19 protein-coding genes and 1 tRNA gene are annotated in these 20,981 nt (G+C 55.8%); 11 read left to right on the forward strand and 9 right to left on the reverse strand.

Annotation, left to right across the window (positions count from 1 at the left end; translation table 11 throughout):
- Positions 1-45: 45 nt before the first annotated feature.
- A tRNA-Pro gene (locus GGR27_RS09885) sits at positions 46-123 on the forward strand.
- 121 nt (positions 124-244) lie between these two features.
- Positions 245-1,042: an SGNH/GDSL hydrolase family protein gene (locus GGR27_RS09890; protein WP_168037247.1), complete on the forward strand. Its 798-nt coding sequence runs from the start codon at positions 245-247 to the stop codon at positions 1,040-1,042.
- Between the two features lie 274 nt (positions 1,043-1,316).
- Here GGR27_RS09890 and GGR27_RS09895 read toward each other — a convergent pair whose 3' ends face one another.
- Positions 1,317-1,628: a winged helix-turn-helix transcriptional regulator gene (locus GGR27_RS09895; RefSeq protein ID WP_168037248.1), complete on the reverse strand. Its 312-nt coding sequence runs from the start codon at positions 1,626-1,628 to the stop codon at positions 1,317-1,319.
- 66 nt (positions 1,629-1,694) lie between these two features.
- Between GGR27_RS09895 and GGR27_RS09900 the strand changes: the two genes are divergently transcribed.
- The 3 genes from GGR27_RS09900 (at position 1,695) to GGR27_RS09910 (ending at position 4,140) form a co-directional block, all read left to right on the forward strand.
- Complete coding sequence (locus tag GGR27_RS09900; RefSeq protein ID WP_168037249.1) at positions 1,695-2,324, forward strand: NAD(P)-dependent oxidoreductase; 630 nt, start codon at positions 1,695-1,697, stop codon at positions 2,322-2,324.
- Between the two features lie 119 nt (positions 2,325-2,443).
- On the forward strand, positions 2,444-3,757 hold the full coding sequence (gene ahcY, locus GGR27_RS09905) for an adenosylhomocysteinase (RefSeq protein WP_168037250.1): 1,314 nt from the start codon (positions 2,444-2,446) through the stop codon (positions 3,755-3,757).
- Between the two features lie 155 nt (positions 3,758-3,912).
- A complete protein-coding gene (locus GGR27_RS09910) occupies positions 3,913-4,140 on the forward strand; it encodes a hypothetical protein (protein ID WP_168037251.1) in 228 nt (75 codons plus the stop codon).
- 96 nt (positions 4,141-4,236) lie between these two features.
- Here the strand turns inward: GGR27_RS09910 and GGR27_RS09915 are convergent, their stop codons facing one another.
- Both GGR27_RS09915 and GGR27_RS09920 read right to left on the reverse strand, forming a co-directional pair.
- Complete coding sequence (locus GGR27_RS09915; RefSeq protein ID WP_168037252.1) at positions 4,237-6,636, reverse strand: glycoside hydrolase family 3 N-terminal domain-containing protein; 2,400 nt, start codon at positions 6,634-6,636, stop codon at positions 4,237-4,239.
- 179 nt (positions 6,637-6,815) lie between these two features.
- Positions 6,816-7,304, reverse strand: a complete 489-nt coding sequence (locus GGR27_RS09920) for a DUF6495 family protein (RefSeq protein WP_168037253.1) — start codon at positions 7,302-7,304, stop codon at positions 6,816-6,818.
- Positions 7,305-7,394: 90 nt separating this feature from the next.
- Here GGR27_RS09920 and GGR27_RS09925 point away from each other — a divergent pair, with 90 nt between their 5' ends.
- Positions 7,395-8,261 (forward strand): TerC family protein, encoded by an 867-nt coding sequence (locus GGR27_RS09925; RefSeq protein ID WP_168037254.1) that lies wholly within the window; start codon positions 7,395-7,397, stop codon positions 8,259-8,261.
- Between the two features lie 134 nt (positions 8,262-8,395).
- Here the strand turns inward: GGR27_RS09925 and GGR27_RS09930 are convergent, their stop codons facing one another.
- The 4 genes from GGR27_RS09930 to GGR27_RS09945 form a co-directional block, all read right to left on the reverse strand.
- A complete protein-coding gene (locus GGR27_RS09930) occupies positions 8,396-9,190 on the reverse strand; it encodes an undecaprenyl-diphosphate phosphatase (RefSeq protein WP_168037255.1) in 795 nt (264 codons plus the stop codon).
- Between the two features lie 2 nt (positions 9,191-9,192).
- Positions 9,193-9,537, reverse strand: a complete 345-nt coding sequence (locus GGR27_RS09935; protein ID WP_168037256.1) for a DUF3098 domain-containing protein — start codon at positions 9,535-9,537, stop codon at positions 9,193-9,195.
- 127 nt (positions 9,538-9,664) lie between these two features.
- Positions 9,665-10,516, reverse strand: a complete 852-nt coding sequence (locus tag GGR27_RS09940) for a cell division protein FtsX (RefSeq protein WP_168037257.1) — start codon at positions 10,514-10,516, stop codon at positions 9,665-9,667.
- 21 nt (positions 10,517-10,537) lie between these two features.
- The gene (locus GGR27_RS09945) at positions 10,538-11,224 is read right to left on the reverse strand and encodes a cell division ATP-binding protein FtsE (RefSeq protein WP_168037258.1); all 687 of its coding nucleotides are present in this window, start codon (positions 11,222-11,224) and stop codon (positions 10,538-10,540) included.
- A 138-nt stretch (positions 11,225-11,362) separates the two neighbouring features.
- Here GGR27_RS09945 and GGR27_RS09950 point away from each other — a divergent pair, with 138 nt between their 5' ends.
- Positions 11,363-12,457: a putative type IX sorting system protein PorV2 gene (locus GGR27_RS09950; RefSeq protein WP_168037259.1), complete on the forward strand. Its 1,095-nt coding sequence runs from the start codon at positions 11,363-11,365 to the stop codon at positions 12,455-12,457.
- A gap of 144 nt (positions 12,458-12,601) precedes the next feature.
- On the opposite strand, the gene GGR27_RS09955 is transcribed toward GGR27_RS09950, so the two are convergent.
- Together GGR27_RS09955 and GGR27_RS09960 are read right to left on the reverse strand one after the other, a co-directional pair.
- Complete coding sequence (locus GGR27_RS09955; RefSeq protein ID WP_168037260.1) at positions 12,602-13,474, reverse strand: choice-of-anchor V domain-containing protein; 873 nt, start codon at positions 13,472-13,474, stop codon at positions 12,602-12,604.
- Positions 13,475-13,758: 284 nt separating this feature from the next.
- Positions 13,759-15,264, reverse strand: coding sequence for a hypothetical protein (locus GGR27_RS09960; RefSeq protein ID WP_168037261.1), 1,506 nt, complete (start codon positions 15,262-15,264; stop codon positions 13,759-13,761).
- Positions 15,265-15,516: 252 nt separating this feature from the next.
- Between GGR27_RS09960 and GGR27_RS09965 the strand changes: the two genes are divergently transcribed.
- From GGR27_RS09965 to GGR27_RS09980, 4 genes are all read left to right on the forward strand, one after another.
- The gene (locus GGR27_RS09965) at positions 15,517-15,855 is read left to right on the forward strand and encodes a P-II family nitrogen regulator (protein ID WP_168037262.1); all 339 of its coding nucleotides are present in this window, start codon (positions 15,517-15,519) and stop codon (positions 15,853-15,855) included.
- A gap of 336 nt (positions 15,856-16,191) precedes the next feature.
- A complete protein-coding gene (locus tag GGR27_RS09970; protein WP_168037263.1) occupies positions 16,192-17,562 on the forward strand; it encodes an ammonium transporter in 1,371 nt (456 codons plus the stop codon).
- 140 nt (positions 17,563-17,702) lie between these two features.
- Complete coding sequence (locus GGR27_RS09975; protein ID WP_168037264.1) at positions 17,703-18,857, forward strand: porin; 1,155 nt, start codon at positions 17,703-17,705, stop codon at positions 18,855-18,857.
- Positions 18,858-18,980: 123 nt separating this feature from the next.
- Positions 18,981-19,997: a glutamine synthetase beta-grasp domain-containing protein gene (locus GGR27_RS09980; protein ID WP_168037265.1), complete on the forward strand. Its 1,017-nt coding sequence runs from the start codon at positions 18,981-18,983 to the stop codon at positions 19,995-19,997.
- Positions 19,998-20,981: the final 984 nt, after the last annotated feature.

Raw genomic sequence — 20,981 nt, forward strand, 5'->3', positions numbered from 1 at the left:
GCCGTCTCCGCTAAGTTAAAATTGGTTGTATCTTTGTACAATCTTCGGGGTATAGCGAAGTCCGGTTATCGTGCCTGCTTTGGGAGCAGGAGGCCCCAGGTTCGAATCCTGGTACCCCGACCATACAATTAGACCTTTACCGCTGCGGCGGTGAAGGTCTTTTTTGTTTTAGGGCATCTCATGCGCAAAGCAGCCGTTGCTGACCCGCATGGTCGACTCGTCATTAGCTCAATTTTTGTTTCGTATGAACTGGAACCGCACCACGCTAAAATTCTATTTAGGATCGCTGGCAGCCATTCCATTGTTACCGCTGCTGTATTTTCAAGGAAAACGGGTGATTCAGAAAATCCCGCTACTGCCACCAGCCGTTGGTCCATTGGGAAGCGTCAGCAATCGTGGCGGCGAACCATTCCACCTACTAGCCATCGGTGAAAGCACGGTCGCCGGTGTCGGATCCCCAACCCACGAAGTAGCTTTCACCGGCACGCTCGCCAAGTTTATCTCGGCGCAGTTAGACCGCCCGGTAGCGTGGCAAGTCTTCGCCGAAAGTGGCTTCACGACCCAGCGGATGGTAGATGAGATATTGCCCCGTATCTCAGGAGTGGAAGCTGACCTTATCGTCGTCGGTACTGGCGGAAACGATGCTTTCAAGTTAACTAAGCCGACTGAATTTAGTAGACAGATCAGTCGCCTGGTCCACCGTCTACGCGAGCATTACCCGAGCGTTCCGATTGCTTTTTTGAACGTGCCGCCCATTAAAGAATTTCCCGCTTTCACTCGCCTGCTGAAAGCTTCCATCGGTGGTCTGGTAGAGTTACACGGAGAGGCGCTCGAACGGGTAATTCGTAACTACGATAATGTGTACTACAATCCCGAGAAAATTCGGATGTTGATGTGGCAGCACCGCTATGACATAGCTGGCGTCGCTGAAGACTTCTTTAGCGATGGGGTGCATCCCTCTACGCTGACGTACCAAGTTTGGGCGCGGGACTTCGGGGAGTGGTTATTGACCACTGCTGCGCTATCGGATCGCAAATTGTAGAGCGATAGCTTTAGGTAACGTAGGTAGTTAGACAATATTATTATGATATTTTACGAGCGAAGCGAGCTGCCCTGTCTCCCCTCTACCTTTGGACCTCCGCAGGAAGCAGCGAAGCTAAAGGGGCCGGGGGAGAGGGTTTTGGAAAGTAACATTAATAATGTCTACTTGAGTAGATAATCTAATTCAGCAGGTAAGTGCCCGACGGCTGCGCGCTAATTAATTGATGACATCAAAGGTATTGAGGGTGGTGAGCACTGGTAAGAGCACGCAGACGTCACGTCTCCGCTAGTAGCCGCTCGTACTCTTGGCCGTAAGCCACGATTGCCGCCAGTAACGGCCCCGTAGCCGTCCCCGCCTTTGTCCGACGGTACTTCCCTCCGACAACGTCCACCAGTTTACTTTCTCGGAGTCGCTGCAGCGTATGTGCAAGCACTTTATCACTAATCGGGTGCAGGCGAAGTTTGAGATCGGTAAAGGCCACTGCTTCTTCGCCTAGGCGGTCAAGAATGAGTAATTGCCACTTGCCACCCAGTAATTCCAGGGTAGTTCGGATCGGGCAACGCGGGGTGAGGGGGGAAGTCTTCATACTTACCTAAAGGTAAGCTTAGCTATCTAAACGAGCGACAATTGGTTGATAGGCCAAACAACAACCATGATCATCGCGCTATTTGGCGGCACGGGCCGTACCGGACAAGAATTCATCCCCAAAGCCCTCGCGGCCGGGCACACTTTAAAAATCCTCGCCCGGACGCCGGCGAAAGTAACGGTGACGCACGATCGCCTTAGCGTGACGCAGGGAGATATTCTCGACGCGGCTTCCGTACGCCAAACGATCGCCGGGTGCGATGCCGTAGTCAGTCTCATCGGGCAAACGAAAGGTGGCAACAAAGCAGTTCAAACTGCGGGGACCCGGCACCTGGTGGCGGCAATGATGGCCGAAAACGTGCAGCGCGTCATCAGCATGAGCGGTGGTGGCCTACCTTACGCAAAGGACGAGCCCAAATTTATTGACAAGATATTCCGGGGCATCATGGGGGTCTTTTTCAAGTCGGTCATCTCCGACGCTACCGGTCACGCCGAAATTCTTCAACAAAGTACCCTGGACTGGACAATCGTGCGCGCGCCCCGCTTGGTAGAAGAGGCGGACCGGGGGGAATACAAAGTCGGCTATGTCGGCACGACGGGCGGTAGTAAGATCAGCCGGGGTGACGTAGCGTCGTTTGTCCTGAAGATCACGGAAAAGAGGACTTACGTTCGGGATATGCCGTTCGTGAGCTGGTGAATCTACGTGGCACTCATTGTAAATTACCCGGTACCCGTCCCGACTTAGTCGGAACCTAAACTACATTTCGGTGACACCGAATCCCTTACCTTTGCGGCATAATTCAAAACAATTCCACTATGTCCGCAGTCGCGACCGCCACGAACTATAAAGTAAAAGATATCAACCTTGCCGCCTGGGGCCGTAAGGAAATCCGCCTCGCCGAAGCAGAAATGCCCGGTTTGATGGCGCTTCGGGAAGAATTCGGTGCCAGCAAGCCCCTCAAGGGAGCCCGCATCGCCGGCTGTCTTCACATGACGATCCAAACGGCCGTTCTCATCGAAACGCTCGTTGAGCTGGGGGCCGACGTAACCTGGTCCAGCTGTAATATCTTTTCCACCCAGGACCACGCCGCCGCCGCCATCGCCGCCGCCGGTGTTCCCGTTTTTGCCTGGAAGGGAATGAATGAGGAAGAATTTAACTGGTGTATCGAGCAGACGCTGCGCGGTTTCCCCGGTGGCGAGGCACTCAACATGATCCTCGACGACGGTGGTGACCTGACGAACATGGTGCTTGACCATAACCCCGATTTGGTAGCCGCCATCAAAGGCTTATCCGAAGAAACAACGACCGGCGTCCACCGCCTCTACGAGCGGATGAAGAAAGGTACGCTTGCTATGCCCGCCATCAACGTGAACGACTCCGTTACGAAGTCCAAGTTCGACAACAAGTACGGCTGCCAGGAATCCGCCGTCGACGCCATCCGCCGCGCGACCGACGTCATGATGGCCGGTAAAGTCGCCATCGTTGCCGGTTACGGTGACGTTGGTAAAGGCACCGCCGCTTCCCTGCGTGGCGCCGGCGCTCGCGTGATCGTGACGGAAGCCGACCCGATTTGTGCGCTGCAGGCCGCCATGGACGGATTCGAAGTCAAGAAAATGATGACGGCCATCCACCGTGCCGACATTATCGTCACCGCCACCGGTAACTTCAACATCCTCACCGAGGAGCACTTCAAGGCGATGAACGATAAGGTCATTGTCTGTAACATCGGCCACTTCGACAATGAAATCGACATGGCTTGGTTGAACAAGAACTACGGCCACACCAAAGACGAGATCAAGCCACAAGTCGACCTCTACAACGTAGACGGTAATGACATCATCCTCCTCGCCGAGGGCCGTCTGGTCAACCTCGGTTGCGGAACGGGTCACCCGTCCTTCGTCATGTCCAACTCCTTCACGAACCAAGTGCTTGCGCAGTTGGAATTGTGGGAGCACAGCGATAACTACGAGAACAAGGTCTATATGTTACCCAAGCACCTCGACGAGAAAGTTGCCCGCCTCCACCTTTCTAAGATTGGTGTCGAACTGGAAGAGCTTTCTCACGACCAGGCTGAGTACATCGACGTACCCGTCGGTGGTCCGTACAAGCCGGAGCACTACCGCTACTAGGTTAAATATTCACTGATAAAAACGGGAAGTCAACTAGTTTGGCTTCCCGTTTTTTTATTGTTACAAGAACTTCCCTGGTTGGCAACGCTTAGTGGACAAACAACTTGCTTATGGGTAGTCCTGCAGAAGGTGCCACACCCCCCACTTGGAAATTAATGCTCGTCAAGTGGCTCGGGCTTTATCCGCTTCTTGTCGCCGTTAGTTACCTCATGAAGTGGATCAGCGTGGAGCCGCTGTGGTTCAAATTAATTTGTACGACCGCCATTCTCGTCCCCCTGTTGAATTACGTAATCACGCCGCTGATGGACAGCTTATTTTCCGAGTGGTTGTACAAAGGCATTGACGAGGAAGAACAGCACAAGAGTATCAATATCGGATCCTAAGGACTAGACGGGCGCGGTCGCGGGTGCCACGAATAACCCCCTTTCCGGCAGCGCCGGAAAGGGGGTTTGCGCTGGGCGCAAAGTTGATCCGCCTAGTTACCGAGCGGGGCCTCTGAGGGTGAACGTCACGCGCTGTAAATCCTTATCCCGGCTCGAGGTGCCAACCATAATGACGAACTCGCCGGGTTCCGTAACCCACGTCATGTCCGGTCCGAGGTATTCCAGCACTTCCCGGTTTAGAGAGAACGTAACCGATTTACTCTCCCCGGGTCCGAGGTAGACCTTCTCGAACCCCTTTAGCTCCTTCACCGGCCGCGTCACCCGGCTGACCCTGTCCCGTACATAAAGCTGTACCACCTGCGAGCCCGGTCGATCGCCGACGTTCCGCACGGTCGTGGTAACGGTGACGGCCTCGTCTATCCTCGCCGAGGCGGCGGAGAGGGTGGGGGGAGCAATGTCCCAGGCAGCGTAACTGAGTCCGTAGCCGAACGACCAGGCGGCGGATACGTCGTCGAAAAGATAGCCGCGTCGCGCGGTAGGTTTGTAGTTGTAGTAAGCAGGAATGTGGCCGACGGACCGGGGGATCGAGATCGGTAAACGACCACCGGGGTCTTTATCCCCAAATACCACATCCGCTACGCTGTGGCCGGTTTCCTGGCCGAGGTAAAAGCACTGAAATACTGCATCGGTTTTCTCAGTAAGGTTACGGATGTCCAGCGGGCGACCGCCGAAGACGAGACCGATGAGGGGCTTTCCCGTCTTGGCGAGTTCGTCGATCAACTCGTTTTGTAGGCCGGCCATTTCCAGGGTGGGGCGATCGCCGAGGTGCGTTTCGGACCACGCCTCGCGGCTGGTGAGTTCGTTGCCACCGACGGCAACGATGATGACGTCGGCGTCGCGACTGGCGCGGACAGCGGCGGCAATTCTTAACCGGTCCTCTTCCGCGTCGACCGCCACGACCGGATCGTTGTACCAGCTTCCGGGCTCCGTCACTCGCGCTCCCTCAGAGTAGATCACGTTGCCTTCGCCGAGCGCACTTTCAAGCCCTGTTTTGACGGTTACGAAATGCTGCGGTAGGTCGCTGTACCCACCCAGTAACACGCGGTCGGCATTAGGGCCGATAATCGCTACCCGCCCGACGGTAGCTTTGTCGAGTGGTAAGACTCCGTTGTTCTTCAGTAAGATTATACTTTCCGCACCGGCCCGGCGGACGAGTGCATCGTCGGTGGCCGTGTTGCTGATTACTCTGGTGGGGTCGACGTAGGGGTTTTCGAACAGTCCGCGGTCAAACTTCTGGCGGAGGATTCGTCCGACGGCCGTGTTGAGCACCTTGACGTCGAGTGTGCCATCGTTCACGGCTTCTACCAGGTACGGAAATGCTTCCCGGTCGGGTAGCTCGATGTCGACGCCGGAAGTGATGGCGCGGACGGCGGCTTCCTCCCAGTTGCCAGCAACTGCGTGGCGGTCCGCCAACTCGCGGACGGCGTAGTAATCGGATACGACCGCACCTTTGTAACCCCATTCTCCACGGAGAACATCGTTCAGCATCCAGGCATTGGCGTGGCTGGGTACACCGTTTACTTCATTATAGCTGGCCATGATGTTACGGACGTTGCCCTCCCGGACGATGTAGCGAAACGGGTAGAAGAAAACTTCCCGCAGGGTGCGCTCGGAGACGTTAGCCGGTCCGGTGTTATTGCCGCCTTCGGGTTCGCCGTGGCCGGCCAGGTGCTTGAGGGTGGCAAAGACCTCGCCTTCGTCCCATTTTTCGTCGTCCCCCTGAAAACCCAGGACGGCCTGCAAGCCTATTTGCGCGGCCAAGTAGGGATCTTCACCGAGCGTTTCCTCGACGCGGCCCCAGCGCGGGTCGCGGGCTACGTCGACCACGGGGGTGAGGACGACGTGGGCGCCGCGGCTGGCGGACTGCCGGGCGGCCGTTGCGTAGAGCTCCCGGGTCAGTTGGCGGTTGAAACTAGCGGCTACGCTGATGGGTTGCCCCCAGCTGGTGGCGTCGCGGGCGGCTAATCCGTGCAGGCTTTCTTCGTGCATGAGGGCGGGAATGCCCAGGCGGGTTTCTTCGACGAGCCATTTCTGGATCGTATTTACGTAGGCTACCTCCTGTGCGGCGGTCCGGCTAGTGTCCGGCGGCCCGGCTAGTTCGCTGGGGCGGGTGACGTGGCCGATGCCGTGGGGCATAACTACCGCGGCGCTGTCCGGATTAAAGTCATAGCCATTTTGGTACATTCGTTTCTTATCCTGCCAGACGGCGGTTACCTGGGCGACTTTTTCTTCCAGCGTCATTCTGCTGATCAGGTCGGTGATCCGGTTATTTACTGATTCGCCGGCGTTGCGGTAGATGGCGTCGTCAGACGGTTTTTGGGTAAAGTTCGGTCCGGAACCGGAGGTCGCCGTGGCGGCCGGCGCACCGTCGTCCTGGTTGCCACATCCGTCGAGCGCGGCGAGGAGGGGGAGGAGTAAGAAGAGGAGAATTCGCATGGACGATGGGTTGGTGGTTAACGGTCCGGAAGCTTGCCCCGGAGTGACGACCGGACATAAAGTAATAACATTCTTGGTGAAAAAGCGGGATCACGGTACCCCTCCCCATCAACCCCGCACCCGCGGCCGCGCCAAAGGCCTAAATATTTCACTAGCGGTAGGGTACAGCAGCGAGCCCGCTAGAGCGACGCTAGGGTTCGGAATAGTTCCCCGTCGTCGATCAGCGCACCGCGTTCCATCAGGATGAATACGTCCTGGTCGCGGCCGATGGGTAGGTAGGCGCGTTCGGCGGCGTAGAGTTTCGGGCTGATGCCTTCGGTTTTGAGGCGGTCAAACATCTCCTGCGGCGTCAGGTCCTGCTTGGTAAAGTCGACGGACGTGTCGCCGTCTAGCAAGATACCCCGCATGTATATTTTGTCGCCTTCGGTTTTGTAAGTGCGCAGATCGTTGGGTTTGCGGTCGACCAGGAATTCGATGCGTTCGATGACGCCGGCAAAGACGGTTTGGGAAAACTGTAAGATGAGTGCGTCCGCTCGCCCGGGCTCGTCATTCCTGATTCGCTGCCAGGTGGTTACGTCGATGCCGTTGACGGCCAGAAACTTGACGAATTGATCGCGTACGTCGTTGAGTTCGGCGAGGGTGAGGCGGCGGAATTTTGTTTCTTGCATAGGGATTTAGAATTGGGGAACAAACATTGAGCGGCCTGCGTAGTTTTGCCAAAGGCCGGGTTTTCCGGACACTAGATTTTACCCCGCATTATGTTCACACTTCCCGATTTTGGTAGCGGTGCCGTTTGGCTTTCTTTGCTCACTTTGACGTTTTTGGAGATCGTTCTCGGAATCGACAACATCATTTTTATTTCCATTGCTTCCGGAAAATTGAAGAACGAAAAGGAGCGTGACAAAGCAACCAAGGTCGGCCTGGTGCTGGCGATGGTCATGCGGATTGTCCTGTTGTTCGGCGTGAGTTGGCTGATTGCCATGGAGGAAGCCTGGTTCACTTTCGACTGGGGGTGGGCGAGCGGCGGCTTCGGCGGTCAGGCGCTGATTCTCATTGCGGGCGGCATCTTTTTGCTGTACAAATCCACGTCCGAAATTCACCACAAACTGGAAGGGGACGAGCACGTCGACGGCGAGCCAGGCAACAGTAATAACGTCGGCGGCGCAACGCTGAGCTCGGTGATCGTCCAGATTACCATCATCAACATCGTTTTCTCGTTCGATTCCATCCTGACGGCCGTCGGGATGACTAACGGCGTTTCTGGCGCCCTGATCATCATGATCACGGCCGTCGTCGTATCGGTAGCGATCATGATGTTGTTCGCCGTTCCGGTGGGCAATTTTGTCAATCGGAACCCCACCATTCAGATGCTGGGCCTTTCTTTCTTGATCTTGATCGGCTTCATGCTCATCACGGAAGGTGCCCACCTGGCGCACCTGGAAGTCTTTGGCAGCCAGATCGGTACGATTCCCAAGGGTTACCTCTACTTCGCCATTGCTTTCTCGTTACTCGTTGAATTCCTCAATATGAAGATTCGCCCCGGGAAAAAGGCCGGGAAGCAGGTGAAGCTCAATACCTACGCGCAGGAAGCGGCGCGAAGTGCCAACCAGCCGATAGGAAAATAGTCAGTAGATGATAACGGTGGTCTGGAAAGAGTGGTGCCGCAGGGAAGTAGCCCGTAACCCCGCACACCCACAGTACTCGGTGCAGTCACGTTTAGAGAAGTGCGCTCCTCAAAGCCTGCTAAGAGACTCCGTAGTTATACTAAAGCCAGCACCCCAAACACCAGCGCCGCGACGCCGAAGCAGTAATAAGCAAACCACTTAAGCTCCGCCCGCTTGACGAGCTGGATCATCCACACGCAGGCCCCGATACCGGTAAAGAACGCGGCAACGAAGCCAACCCCCAGCGAAACCGCATCCACCGACCCGCCGAAATCGCCGTCGAGCAAATCCTTAGCCATCTTACCGAGAATAAGCGGCACGACCATCAGAAAGCTGAACCGCGCGGCGCGCGACCGGTCGACGCCCAGCAGCACGCTGGTCCCGATCGTAGCCCCGGACCGGCTAATGCCCGGGAGGATAGCAATGGCCTGGGCGACGCCCACGATGACCGCTTCCTTCCAGCCCACGGGTTTGTCGGTGTCCTTCGCCCGGTCCGCCAGGAATAGCAGTAGGCCCGTCACGACGAGCATGGCGGCCACCAGCGTGATCTGCTGGCTGAAGAGGGTATCCAGAATGTCGTCAAAAAACAAACCCACGATGGCGGCGGGAATTATGCTGACAATGATGAGCAGGGAGAACTTCGTCCCCTCGTTCCACTCAAATTTGAATAGGTCGCCGAAAATGTCGGCAACATCTTTTCGAAAGACGACCATCGTCGCCAGCGCCGTGGCCGCGTGCAGCGTCACGGTCATCAACATGCTATCCGCGGCTAAGCTATCGTCGTTGAGCAGCCATTTTGCTAATTCCAGGTGGCCACTGCTACTCACGGGTAGAAATTCCGTAAGGCCCTGCACGATGCCCAGGACGATGGCTTGCAAAATATCTTCCAAAATTACTTTTTAAGGATCGCGTAGATCACTACGCCCAGACCAGCCAGAATGACGGCGGGGGCCAGGGTGATCTTCACCGGGCTGTAGATGTCTTCGGGGTTGAACTCCGTAAAATTATCCCCGCGGCTACCGGCCATCAGGAACAACCCAACCATGACCAGCGCGAAACCGATGCCCATCCATTTGTAAGTATCGGGCCCAAAAGTCATCGCCCGCGCGACTTGTGGCGTACTCGATCTGGGTTCTTTGAAGGTCACCTTTGGCTTGGCCACGCGCGTCGGTTCGATGCGGATGGGAGCGCCTGGGTCGGCGAGTTTCTGCTTGTCTTTCTTTTTTCCTTTAGCCATGGGGAGGGGAGTAGGTTGCGATTTGTGAAGGGGCAATGATAGGACACCGTGGCGGGAAAGCGCGTTACTTTAGGTTAATCATCAATAACCAAGTAGAGAAGGCGCGCAGTTTTCCGGGATTAAGTAATCAGTACAAATCGTCAATTCGCAGACGAAGGTAACGCCGTACGCCGATATAGTAACTAAGAAAGTTGATGAGCACTCCCAGTGCAGTTATGCTACCGCAGATAACGAGCACGGGTAATCCGTCCTCCAATGACCGTATTTCCGGTAAATAGTTAGCCAGTCCGTACCAAGTGCCACTGAGAGCGGCCGCCGCCAGTAAACCGGCAAGTAGCCCCTGCCACACCGCTCGCCACAGATAAGGCCGACTGATAAACCCCCAGCTCGCACCGACCAACTCCTGGGTTTTGATGAGCAGCCTGTTCGCCGATAAGCTCAGGCGCACGGTGTTGTGGATGAGTATCCCAGTGATGACCAGGAGCAGTAACACGACGCCCCCGACGACGAGCGTGACCCGGCGTGCGTTAACCGCCAGCATTTCCGCAAACCCTTTTTGGTAGTACACGTCATCCACGCCCTCCCGCGACTTTACCGCTGCGGCCACCACGGCCAGGCTATCGCTTCGTGAATAATCGATTGGGACGTTAAAGGTGACGACGTCGAGTAACGGGTTGTTGAGACCCAGCGCTGCCAAGTCGCTCGCGAGCTCCCGGTCGAGGCTCGTCAGCGCGGCTTCCTTGTCGAGAAACTTGGGTAGCGTCAGGGGCTGATTAAAGGGTGATTGCGTGAGGTAGGCCAGGAGTTGCCTGCGTTCCTCCATCGTGTGGTCCGCCTTGAGTTCGACCACTACGTCCAGGTCTTCCCGGAATTTACGCGTGATGTCGTCGGCCAGGTAAGCCCAGTAAGCGGTCAGACCAAGCAGAAAGAGTACGAGGGCGAGCGAAACGGTGACGTAAAATTTGTTGGGCGTGTGCACGGTGGGTAATTCGGGTAGACTTTAGGGGAGCGGATTTTCGAGGGAAGTGATAACGCCATCCTTGCAGCGTAACGTACGGGCCTGATAGTGCTCCAGTAAGCGGCGGTCGTGCGTGGCAAAAAGGATGGCGGCGTTGTTCTTGCGGGCCAGTTCACGCATCAGTTGGAGGGTCTCCAGGCTCGTTTCGTGGTCGAGGTTCCCGGTTACTTCGTCGGCAATTACGAGGGCCGGTTTGTTGAGCAGGGCGCGGGCGAAAGCTATCCGCTGCTGCTCACCGCCACTGAGGGCGTAGGGCATCACGTCGCGGGCGGCGGGCAGGTTGACGGCGTGCAGGACTTCGTTAATTCTCCGGCCCCGCTCCTCGCGCCGCCGCCATCCGGTTGCGCGGAGGACGAAGTCTAGGTTCTCCGCCACCGAACGGTCCGTGAGCAGGTTCACCTCCTGAAATACGATACCGAGTCGTTGGCGCAGGGCGGGCAAATTTCGCCTTTTGATTTTGCGCAGGTCGTGGCCGGCCACGACGCCGCTTCCCTCACGCAGGGGCAGGTCGGCGTACAGGGTTTTGAGCAGGCTCGATTTACCGCTGCCCGTGCGGCCGACCAGGTAGACGAACTCCCCCGCGGCTACGTCGAGGTTGACGTCGCGCAGCACCGGGCGGTCACCCCGGTGAACGGTAACGTTGCGAAGGCGAACGATGGGCTCTAGCATGGCATGGCACGGGTTTACGGTCCGGGAGGGCGACGCGCGTGTCGGCCCGGGAACGTTTGAGCCACCAAAGGTATCACAATTGCGACACCGGGGCACCTAAACCGCCCACGCTACGTTCGAGCATTTTACCTTTACGCTATGGTTCCGAAAAAACTCCTGTTTCTCCTCCCACTTTTTCTTTTTGCGCTGTCGCGGGATGCCGTGTCCCAAAAGTACAGCAATGAGTTTTTGACGATCGGCGTCGGTGCCCGTGCCCATGGCATGGGGTCGGCCGTGACCGCCAGCCAGCAGGACGTTTACGCCGCAGCCTGGAACCCCGCCGGTCTGGCGGGCTTACCGGTGGATCGGGGGCTGGAAATAGGCGCGATGCACGCCGAATGGTTCGGTGGGGTGGGGAACTACGATTACCTCGGGTTCACCCTTCCGCTGTCCAATAAGAATCAACGCCTGGGCATCAGCCTCATCCGTTTCGGTATCGATAACATCCCCAACACCCTTTCCCTCTACGAAGCGGACGGTACGATTAACTTCGACAACATCGTCGAGTTCTCCGCCGCCGATTACGCTTTTCTGGGTACTTACGCCCGTTCTTTCCCCAAGCCGAAGGGCGACTTACGCGTTGGCGGTAACGTAAAAGTTATTCACCGCATCATTGGTGAGTTCGCCAGCAGCTGGGGTTTTGGCCTCGATCTGGGCGTCCAGTTGGACCGCAACGACTGGACTTTCGCCCTGCTCGGTAGGGACATTACCACGACGTTCAATACCTGGTCGTTCAACTTCACCGAAGAAGAGCGCACCACGCTCACCGCAACCGGGAACGACATCCGGATCAGTAGCTCCGAAACAACTAACCCGACCCTCATCCTGGCCACCGCCCGCAAATTCTCCCTCACCAAGAACATCAACCTGACCGCCGAGCTGGACGTCATCGCCACCACCGACGGCAAGCGCAATACCCTCCTTTCCGCCGACCCGGTCAGTCTCGACCCCGCCTTCGGCCTGGAAGCCGACTACGGAGAGTTCATCTTTTTACGCGCCGGGGTTTCGCAGTTGCAGCGCATTCAGGATTTCGACATGGAGGAACGGATCAACTCCCGCCCCTCCCTCGGCCTCGGTCTCAAAGTTGGGCAGCTTAACGTCGACTACGCCTACACCGACCTCGGCGAGGACGACGGGCGTAGCACCTACAGCCACATTGTCTCACTCCGTTTGGGCATCAAGCCCCGGCAGTAAGTTACCTCTCGGTCTTTTGCGGGGGTGGCACTACGACTAATTGCCTCATCCAACTAAAAAGGGACATCCGGGGCTTGCTCAGGGAGTCCGCGCTACGGTACTAAGTTCGGTAGTAGGAATTAGGTCAAAATTTACCTTTGTCATTTAGCGTACGACTAGCCGACCGACGAAGCGGCTGTCCGATCCGGTTAGTAAAACCGTGTAAAGACCGGTGCTGAAGTTTTCGGCCATGAGTGGAATCACCTGGCCTCCGCTGCTTAGTTCGAGCTGGGCGGTAGTGAGTAGCCGGCCCGTTGCGTCCCGAACGGTTAGCCGGTGTGACCCACTTTGCTTCACGTCCACTTCCACTTGCACCCGCGACCGCGCGCCCGCCGGATTAGGGTACAGCCGCCCCGTGATGGCGGCAACCGTGGCGACGGACGAAAGATTGCCCTCCGTCAGCGCCACAATGGTCGGCGACGTGCTTCCGTTGTCGCCGCCCGTGCCCCGGGCGCGGTTAACTAGATTTCCCACCGCGTAGAGATTTACCGGTCCGGTGCCGACCTCCGGCGCCGTCCAGGCAAAAGCGAAGTCACCACCGTTACTGACGCTGTTGTGCTCGACGTACTGACGCGCCGCGCCCCCGGCGCTGACCTGCACCCCGCCCGTCGCGGTTGCCGTGCCGGCCCGTAGTGCGGTCGAATCCGTCAGAAATTGTGCCTGAAAGCCGTAGCCGGCAGGTTCCGCGCCCGTAAATCCTACTTTGATGGAAACCTGGTAAGTCTGCCCCGGCACGTAACTGGTCAGTGCGTTAAACTCGGTGCTGCCTTGCTCCGCAAACAGGACGGTAAGGGCTGGCTCGCCGTAAGTGCCGCCACGGTGGCAAGTGCTGCAGGTCGCTTCCGTGCCACCACCCGTGCTGGGCGCGCCGGTATAAAAGTTGTCGTTGGCCGCCGCGCCGCCGGAGTTACCCAGGAACAAAACGCTCAGGCAAATGCCGGCTACGATGGCGGAGAGCGAGTAATTGAATTGTGTCATCAGACGTTTTGAAAGTTGTAGAGGAAGTAGGCGGCCCGCGTGAAGTAGCGCTTTCTGGCCATTTGTAACCCGGGTAGGTTTGTCGGATTAAGTTGCCCGGCGTTACCTAAGATTCATGATCAAGGTAGTGCACGAACGCTCAACGTCTGTTCCTTCGTAATAAATCAGCTATCCACGACCTCCGGCCCGTGCGCGTGGATTTCAACGTGTGGGCGCGGGCGCGGGTGCCGGGGAATGCCGGGAAGAGCCACGGTACTACCGTGTTGCTGCCAGTGCGAAAAATATTATTCGTGAAGCGATAACCAGTACCCGACCTCGAGATAAGTGAGTGCTTTTCGCTCGAAGGGGTCGGCACGCAGCGCGTCAATTTGCGCGGTTAATCTTGCGAACACCGGCGCTCTTTCGGCAACCGGTAATGAAATTAATTTACGCAGGCCCGCGACCATCAACCGGTGCAGCTCCGCGGTCTCCCGGCTCCGACGGAGTAATCTGGCAAGACTCGTCAGGTGGTAATCGACGAGCGAATAGTGCTCCATCTGGTAGTTACACAGCGCGTGGAGCAGTTTGGTACTGATCAGCAGGTCCTCGCGGTGGGTACCGGTCTTCATGTTGACGATGTCGTTGAGGTCGTCGATGGCGTCGGAATACCTGCTAACCAGAAACGCCGCGGCCGCTGACTTGTACAAAAACAGGCCCCAGCGGTGCTCGGCCGGCACGAATACGCCACTTTGGTAATCAGCGGCGACCCGCTGACTGAAGGCGTACGCCTCCGCAAGTCGACCCGCTTGGAACAGTTCGTTGTACCGGCTTAACTTCCGGTAGACCACGCCGATGCGCAGGGAATTTTCGTTGAATTTAACTTTGTCATCTTCCAGAAAGGCCGACAGGCGCGCGCGGTATTTCCGGATGACCGTGGGTTGCTCGGTCAGGTAGGCGAAGACGGTCACGTAGTACAGGCAGCGTAGGTACAGGTCCGGGTCCTTCACCGTCATCTGTCGGCTGAGGGTGAAGAGGGTGACGGCACTCTGGGCCGCTTCCAGACTTTCTTCGAAGTTGAGCTGAATGTACTGGTACCACATTCCGGCCTGTAAACGGTTGACCTGCTGGTGAAAGGTGCTCCTGGCCGTCGCGGAGGTCACGCGGGCGGTTTGGATGTCCGCCCAGAATTCTTTGGTCTGCGCAATTTCGTTCGGCGTCCGGCCGTGCCCGCGCTCGATGTACCGACCGTGGATTTGAATATTCATATTCAGTAGCTCACTCGTGGTCAGGATGGAATGACTTTTTTCGGCGGATTCGTTGAGGAGGATGTCCATTTTGTCCGTGACCTGCCGCGAGAGGGTGACGTGGCGCGCTTCGATGAGTTTTTGAAATTCCAGTATTTCCAGGTGCAGTAGATCCTGATTATGCTCGATGGCTTTCGCCTTGGCGCGTTCCAGTGTCCGTAAGGCATCCAGGTAGTGACCTTTGCCGTACAGGATGCGGCTAAAATCAATCTGCTCGCGTAACTCGATGTCGATCTCTTTGTCAATGTGGATGAGCCGCAGACTCTTCAGCAGCTCCTGGTATAAGTGGCGTTTTAGGTTGGAGTACTTGCCCGGAGATAGCTTCAACCGACGCATGACCAGCGCATCGTCGAGCTCCGTTGCCTTGTCTAGCGAATTAAAAAGCAGGACGAATTTACTTTCCGCGGTGCCACCGGCCCGGGTGGCGAATATCTTGAAATTACGCTTTTCTGCTTTGTTCAAGGACTTTACGAGCCGCCATAATTGATCTTTTACCGCAGTGGACATGTGAAGTTTTATGGGTGTACCCGACTGGAAGTAAGCCGGTTGCGTTTACGGATGTGTGTTTGGCGATGACAAAGTTACGACTAGCTTAGCGCAAAGTGCCGTCCTGAGTGCCTCACTTTTGTCATCAACAAAGCGGATGTAGTCAGCAACGCCGCCGCAACGCCTCAACCAGATAGCAAATTTTTCAACCATTCGTTTTCCGGCTTTTCGCCTTCTAACCAGGGGCTAAACCGACCGACAACTTTACTTCGCATGAAGAAAATTGAAGCTATCATTCGCCTTTCCCGGTTCGAGTCCGTTCGGGATGCGCTTGCCGCCATCGATGTCAACTTCTTTACCCTGACCGAGGTCAAAGGCTTCGGTCTCCAGCGGGGTGAACAGCTCACCTACCGCGGTAGCGTCTACGATGCGGACTACATTGCGCGTCTTCAGCTCGATATCCTCGCCCCTACGGCCAAAACCGAAGCCATCGTCGACGCGATCCAATCCGCCGGCAAGACCGGTAAAGTTGGGGATGGAAAAATTATCATCTACGACGTCGACGGGGTTATTCGCATCCGCACGGGAGAACGCGATGATAGCGCGATCTAGATGGTCTATGGTCTATGGTCTATAGTCTGTTATCCTCCCAACTGGTCACAGACTTTAGACCAAAGACAAAGACTAAAGATTAAACACCAATAGAGTCTACCGCTCACTGCTCGCATGTAAACTCACACGCAGTCAACCATCCGGAAACCCTTTGCACTACGGTTCCGGCTACCGCCTCCCCCTTAGCCACTAGCTCAGTACCACCAAGTTGCTCCGTCACCCACGGGCACTCGTCTTCATTTCGTGAGGACTTGCGCGCCACTGGGTCTGGCACTCCTGTACTCACTTTTCTCAGCGCTAGCTGAGTTCCCACTTAGATAAAAATTGATCAACGTTATGGAAGCATTGTTTACCGTGAACAACCTCTGGATTTTGATGGCGACGTGCCTCGTCTTCATTATGCACCTCGGATTCGCAAGCCTCGAAGCCGGCTTCGTGCAGAAGAAGAACGTCGTTAATATTCTCTTCAAGAACTCGATGATCATTTCCATTGGCTTACTGACCTACTTTGTCATAGGCTTCAACCTGATGTACCCGGGTGATGCCTGGAGCATCGGTGGCTGGTTGGGTGCGTTCGGCCCGATGGATTGGGCTGCGGGAAGTGTCACCGCTACTGGTGAGATGATCGCCGCCGCCGCCCAGACGGTTCAGGCCGGTGGTCTGGTACCGGGGGCTGATGGTTATGAGGATGCCGTTAGCGCAGTTGCACAATCCGCAGCGTACGCAACGGCGGCCAAGACTAGCACCTACACTGGTTTCTCTGACTTCATTTTCCAGGGCATGTTCGCCGCAACCTGCGCGACCATTGTGTCCGGCGCCGTTGCCGAGCGGGTCAAATTGGTTCCCTTCCTGTTATTCGCTACTGTTTTCGTTGCGCTTTCTTACCCGATTTCAGGAAGTTGGCACTGGGGTGGTGGCTGGTTGTCGGATCTCGGTTTCTATGATTTTGCAGGGTCAACGCTCGTCCACGCCGCCGGCGGTTTTGCCGCCCTCGCCGCGATCATGCTCCTCGGTGCCCGGAAGGGTAAGTACCGCAAGGACGGCCGGGTGACGGCCATTCCCGGGCACAGCATGCCACTCGCCGCAATCGGGGTGTTTCTCCTCTGGTTCGGTTGGTACGGTTTTAACGGAGGGTCCGTCCTGAGTGCTGACCCCAACGGAGTCTCGCTGGTGTTCGTGACGACCTCCTTAGCCGCCGCCGCCGGTGGTGTCGCCGCCTTCTTCACGGCTTACTTCATGTTCAAATCGTACGACCTATCAATGGTACTTAACGGCATTCTCGGCGGCCTCGTCGGTATTACCGCTGGAGCGGACCAGATGAACGGTCTCGATGCGATCGCTATCGGTGGCATTGCCGGCATCATCATTCCCTTCAGTATCGTCTTCATCGACAAAACGCTTAAGCTCGATGATCCGGTCGGTGCTACTTCCGTCCACGGTGTGTGTGGTATTTGGGGTACGCTTGCGGTCGGCATCTTCGGTGACCTGGCGGGCGGCGCACAGCTTATCAATCAATTAATCGGCGTAGCCGCCATCGGTGCTTTCTCTTTTACTGCATCGTTCGGAATTCTTGGCGCCCTCAAGGCGGTCATGGGTATTCGCGTGGACGAAGAGGAAGAGATCATGGGGCTCGATATTGGCGAGCACGATATGCACGCTTACACGGCCGGTAAGGAAGACGGCGTCTTTCAACTGACCGATGGCTGATGCCGTAAAGGCATGATGGGATCCACTGACCGCAGGGTATGCAATACGCGGCGTTCGGTATTCAGCATTAGATATTAATTGAGCTTGAGTCAATCATTAGCATTCACTATTTCTCCACGCACGTTCAAAACTTCTTTACGATGAGACTCACTACTACACTTCTGGCTACTGGTTTAGCCCTGATTTCGTTGCCAATTATTGCACAAGAGGTAGCATCCACTGATGTTGGTTCGCTTGACGGAACGCCCGCTGTTGGACAAGCTACTGCTAAGGAAGAACCTTCCTTCAGTCTTAGCGGGTACGCCGATGCATATTTTCAACACGTTCTCACGGATGCCAAAGGAGCCGATGGATCACCACTGACTTTCCCCACCAGCTTTGCGCAGGAGACACGCGGTTTTGGCGTCGGCAATGTAAATCTGCTAGCGGAAAAGGCACTCGGTAAAGTAGGTTTCGTAGGGCAAGTTGGTTTTGGGCCCCGCGCCGATGCCGCTAATGGCCGCTTTCCTAACCTGCAACAGTTGTTCGTTACCTACTCACCCAGCGACGCGATAACCCTTACTATGGGTCAGTTTGGTACATTTGTGGGCTACGAAGTGATTGATGCCGTAGCCAATATGAATTATTCCACCAGTTACCTATTCAGTTATGGTCCCTTTTTCCACACCGGTTTGAAGGCCGACTTTGCCCTGGGCGAAAGCTTTGGTGCGATGGTCGGGGTCTTTAATAACACGGACAGTCGCTTCAACGACGCGGGCTACTATTACGGTGCACAGCTAAGTACCGAGACGGGTGGCATTGCTGCTTACCTGAACTTCCTTTACGGTACGGATACGGAAGATGTGTCGGGCGACGATGACGCCACCACCTTTCAGGTTGACCTGACGGCAACTTACGAAGTGAGCGAAACCATCATGCTCGGTCTAAATGCCTCCAGGAAGAGCACTGAAAACCTCATTGATGACGAATCAAAGGTCGGACACAGCGATGGTTTCACTGGAATAGCTTTGTACGGAACGGTTGGTATCACCGATAATGCTAGCTTGAATCTACGTAGTGAGTACTTTGTTGAATCTGCTCCCGAAGACATCACGCTAGATGGCCGAGGCGTTTTCGCCATCACCGCAAGCGGCAACTTCAATATTGGAGACTTGCGGATCATCCCCGAATTTCGCTTCGACAGTAGTGCCGATTTTGCGGGTACCTACAGTGATGGCATTATCAACTACGGAACGGATAACGATGAAGATAATAGCATCGCTACTTTTATCGTCGCCGCCGTATATGCTTTCTAAATATAACACAAAGACTTTCCGGGCGCGTCCCACAAATGCATTATGCACCTGTCCCGATATCTATCGGGGCGCCCTTTTAAATATTCGATAACCTTCTGATTTAACCTCCAAAACACTTTATTCATGCCTACTAAGCACAAGCTACAGTACGTCTGGCTCGATGGAACCGAGCCCATGCAGTCTCTACGCTGCAAAACCCAGGTCATCGCTGACTTCAGCGGCAAACTTGAAGACTGCCCGATGTGGTCTTTCGACGGATCATCCACCAACCAAGCCGTAGGCGGCAGCTCCGACTGTCTGCTCAAGCCCGTCTCGATCATCACGGACCCCCAGCGTAAAAATGGCTTTATCGTCCTGACCGAAGTTCTTAAGGCTGACGGAACTCCACACCCCAGCAACGCCCGCGCTACGATCGACGACGAAGACCGGGACTTCTGGTTCGGCTTCGAGCAGGAATACTTCCTCTGGGATCCGGAAACCAATAAGCCCCTCGGCTTCCCCGCCGACGGCACCGAACCCGCTCCCCAAGGACGGTACTACTGCTCCGTAGGCGCTAAAAACGCATATGGCCGCGAGATCGTAGAAGAGCACCTCGATGCTTGCCTCGACGCCGGCCTCACCGTAGAAGGCATCAACTGCGAAGTCGCTCCCGGGCAGTGGGAATTCCAAACCTTCGCCAAAGGCGCAAGGGAAGCCGGTGACCAAATCTGGCTCGGCCGCTTCCTTCTCGAACGCATCGCCGAACAGTACGGCATCGCCATCGAATACCACTGCAAACCCGTCAAAGGTGACTGGAACGGTTCCGGTATGCACGCCAACTTCTCTAACTCCTTCCTCCGGGAAAGCGGGAGCAAAGCAGACTACGAGCAAGTGTGCGAGTCCTTCCGTCCCTACGTCAAGGAACACATCGAGGTCTACGGCCACGATAACGACCAGCGCCTGACCGGACTCCACGAAACGCAATCCATCCACGAGTTCAGCTTCGGCATCTCCGACCGTGGCGCCTCCATTCGCATCCCCATCGCCACCGTCGACCGTGGTTGGAAGGGCTGGCTGGAAGATCGCCGTCCGAACTCCGCCGCCGATCCCTACAAGGTAGCCGCGCGAATCATCAAGACCGTCAAGCCAGCCTCCAAGTAAAGTCACCGGCTGATGCACCCCTTTCGCCTCCGGGCAACTCGCAAGAACTGAAAGAAGGTTAAATCAGCTCAGGTCTTCCACGGGAGACCACGATTTTCGCCCGGGCCGCCAATTAGGTGGTCCGGGCTTTTTGTGTCCTACATATTAGGTCTCACGCTTGGGCGCGGTCGCGGGTGCAAAGGAGGTGGGGTTAGGGTATCCTCTTGAGATTCTCCAAAGGAAGAACGTTCTTATTGTCTATTGAATTAACTGGACCACTTTCAACAAACAGACTACGTTGATTACGCCTTTATGATACTCCAACGTCTGAGCCGTCCCCCCTCTCCTCTTTCGGACCTCCGCAGGAAGCAGCGCAGCTAAAGGGGCCGGGGAGAGGGCTCTTAAACCACATAACCAACACTCCAAAAAATATCAAAACCCAGAACCCCATGATTCCCAAACACTTAGCTTTCTAACCTAAAAAAGAATCGACGTAAACCACCAAAACGCTTGTGTACGTCGACTTCGGCAACGTATCTTTGCAGCCCGCAAACGAGGAATGCCTCGCACGAAACGGAGAAACCAGCGCGCGAAAACGAAGAGCAATCAACGTTCAAAACGACGAGACAAAGATTTAGAAATAACTTTCCAAATCGCTTGTTTAACTGAAGTTCTTCATCGTACCTTTGCGGCTCGCAACGAGGAATGCCTCGGTAGAAACGCGGAAGAAAGAGACGAAGCGAGGTTGATTTATCATCCCCACTTTACGCGAAAAGATTTCGAAATTAACTTTCAAATCACTTGCACGGCTTCTTTTCTTCAACGTATCTTTGCGGCCCCTTAACGAAGGGAAGGAGGAAGAAAGTTACTTCAAACTGCTTCGGCAATAAGTTTTGAAATACTTTCCCTTAAGTGTTGCACAAGAAGAGAACGGGTTGTAATTTTGCACCCGCTTTGAAAGCAAGGCGAACGAAACAAGCTGCTTAAATAACCTTGACGGTTACA

Source organism: Neolewinella antarctica, from assembly GCF_011927835.1.
Lineage (GTDB): Bacteria > Bacteroidota > Bacteroidia > Chitinophagales > Saprospiraceae > Neolewinella > Neolewinella antarctica.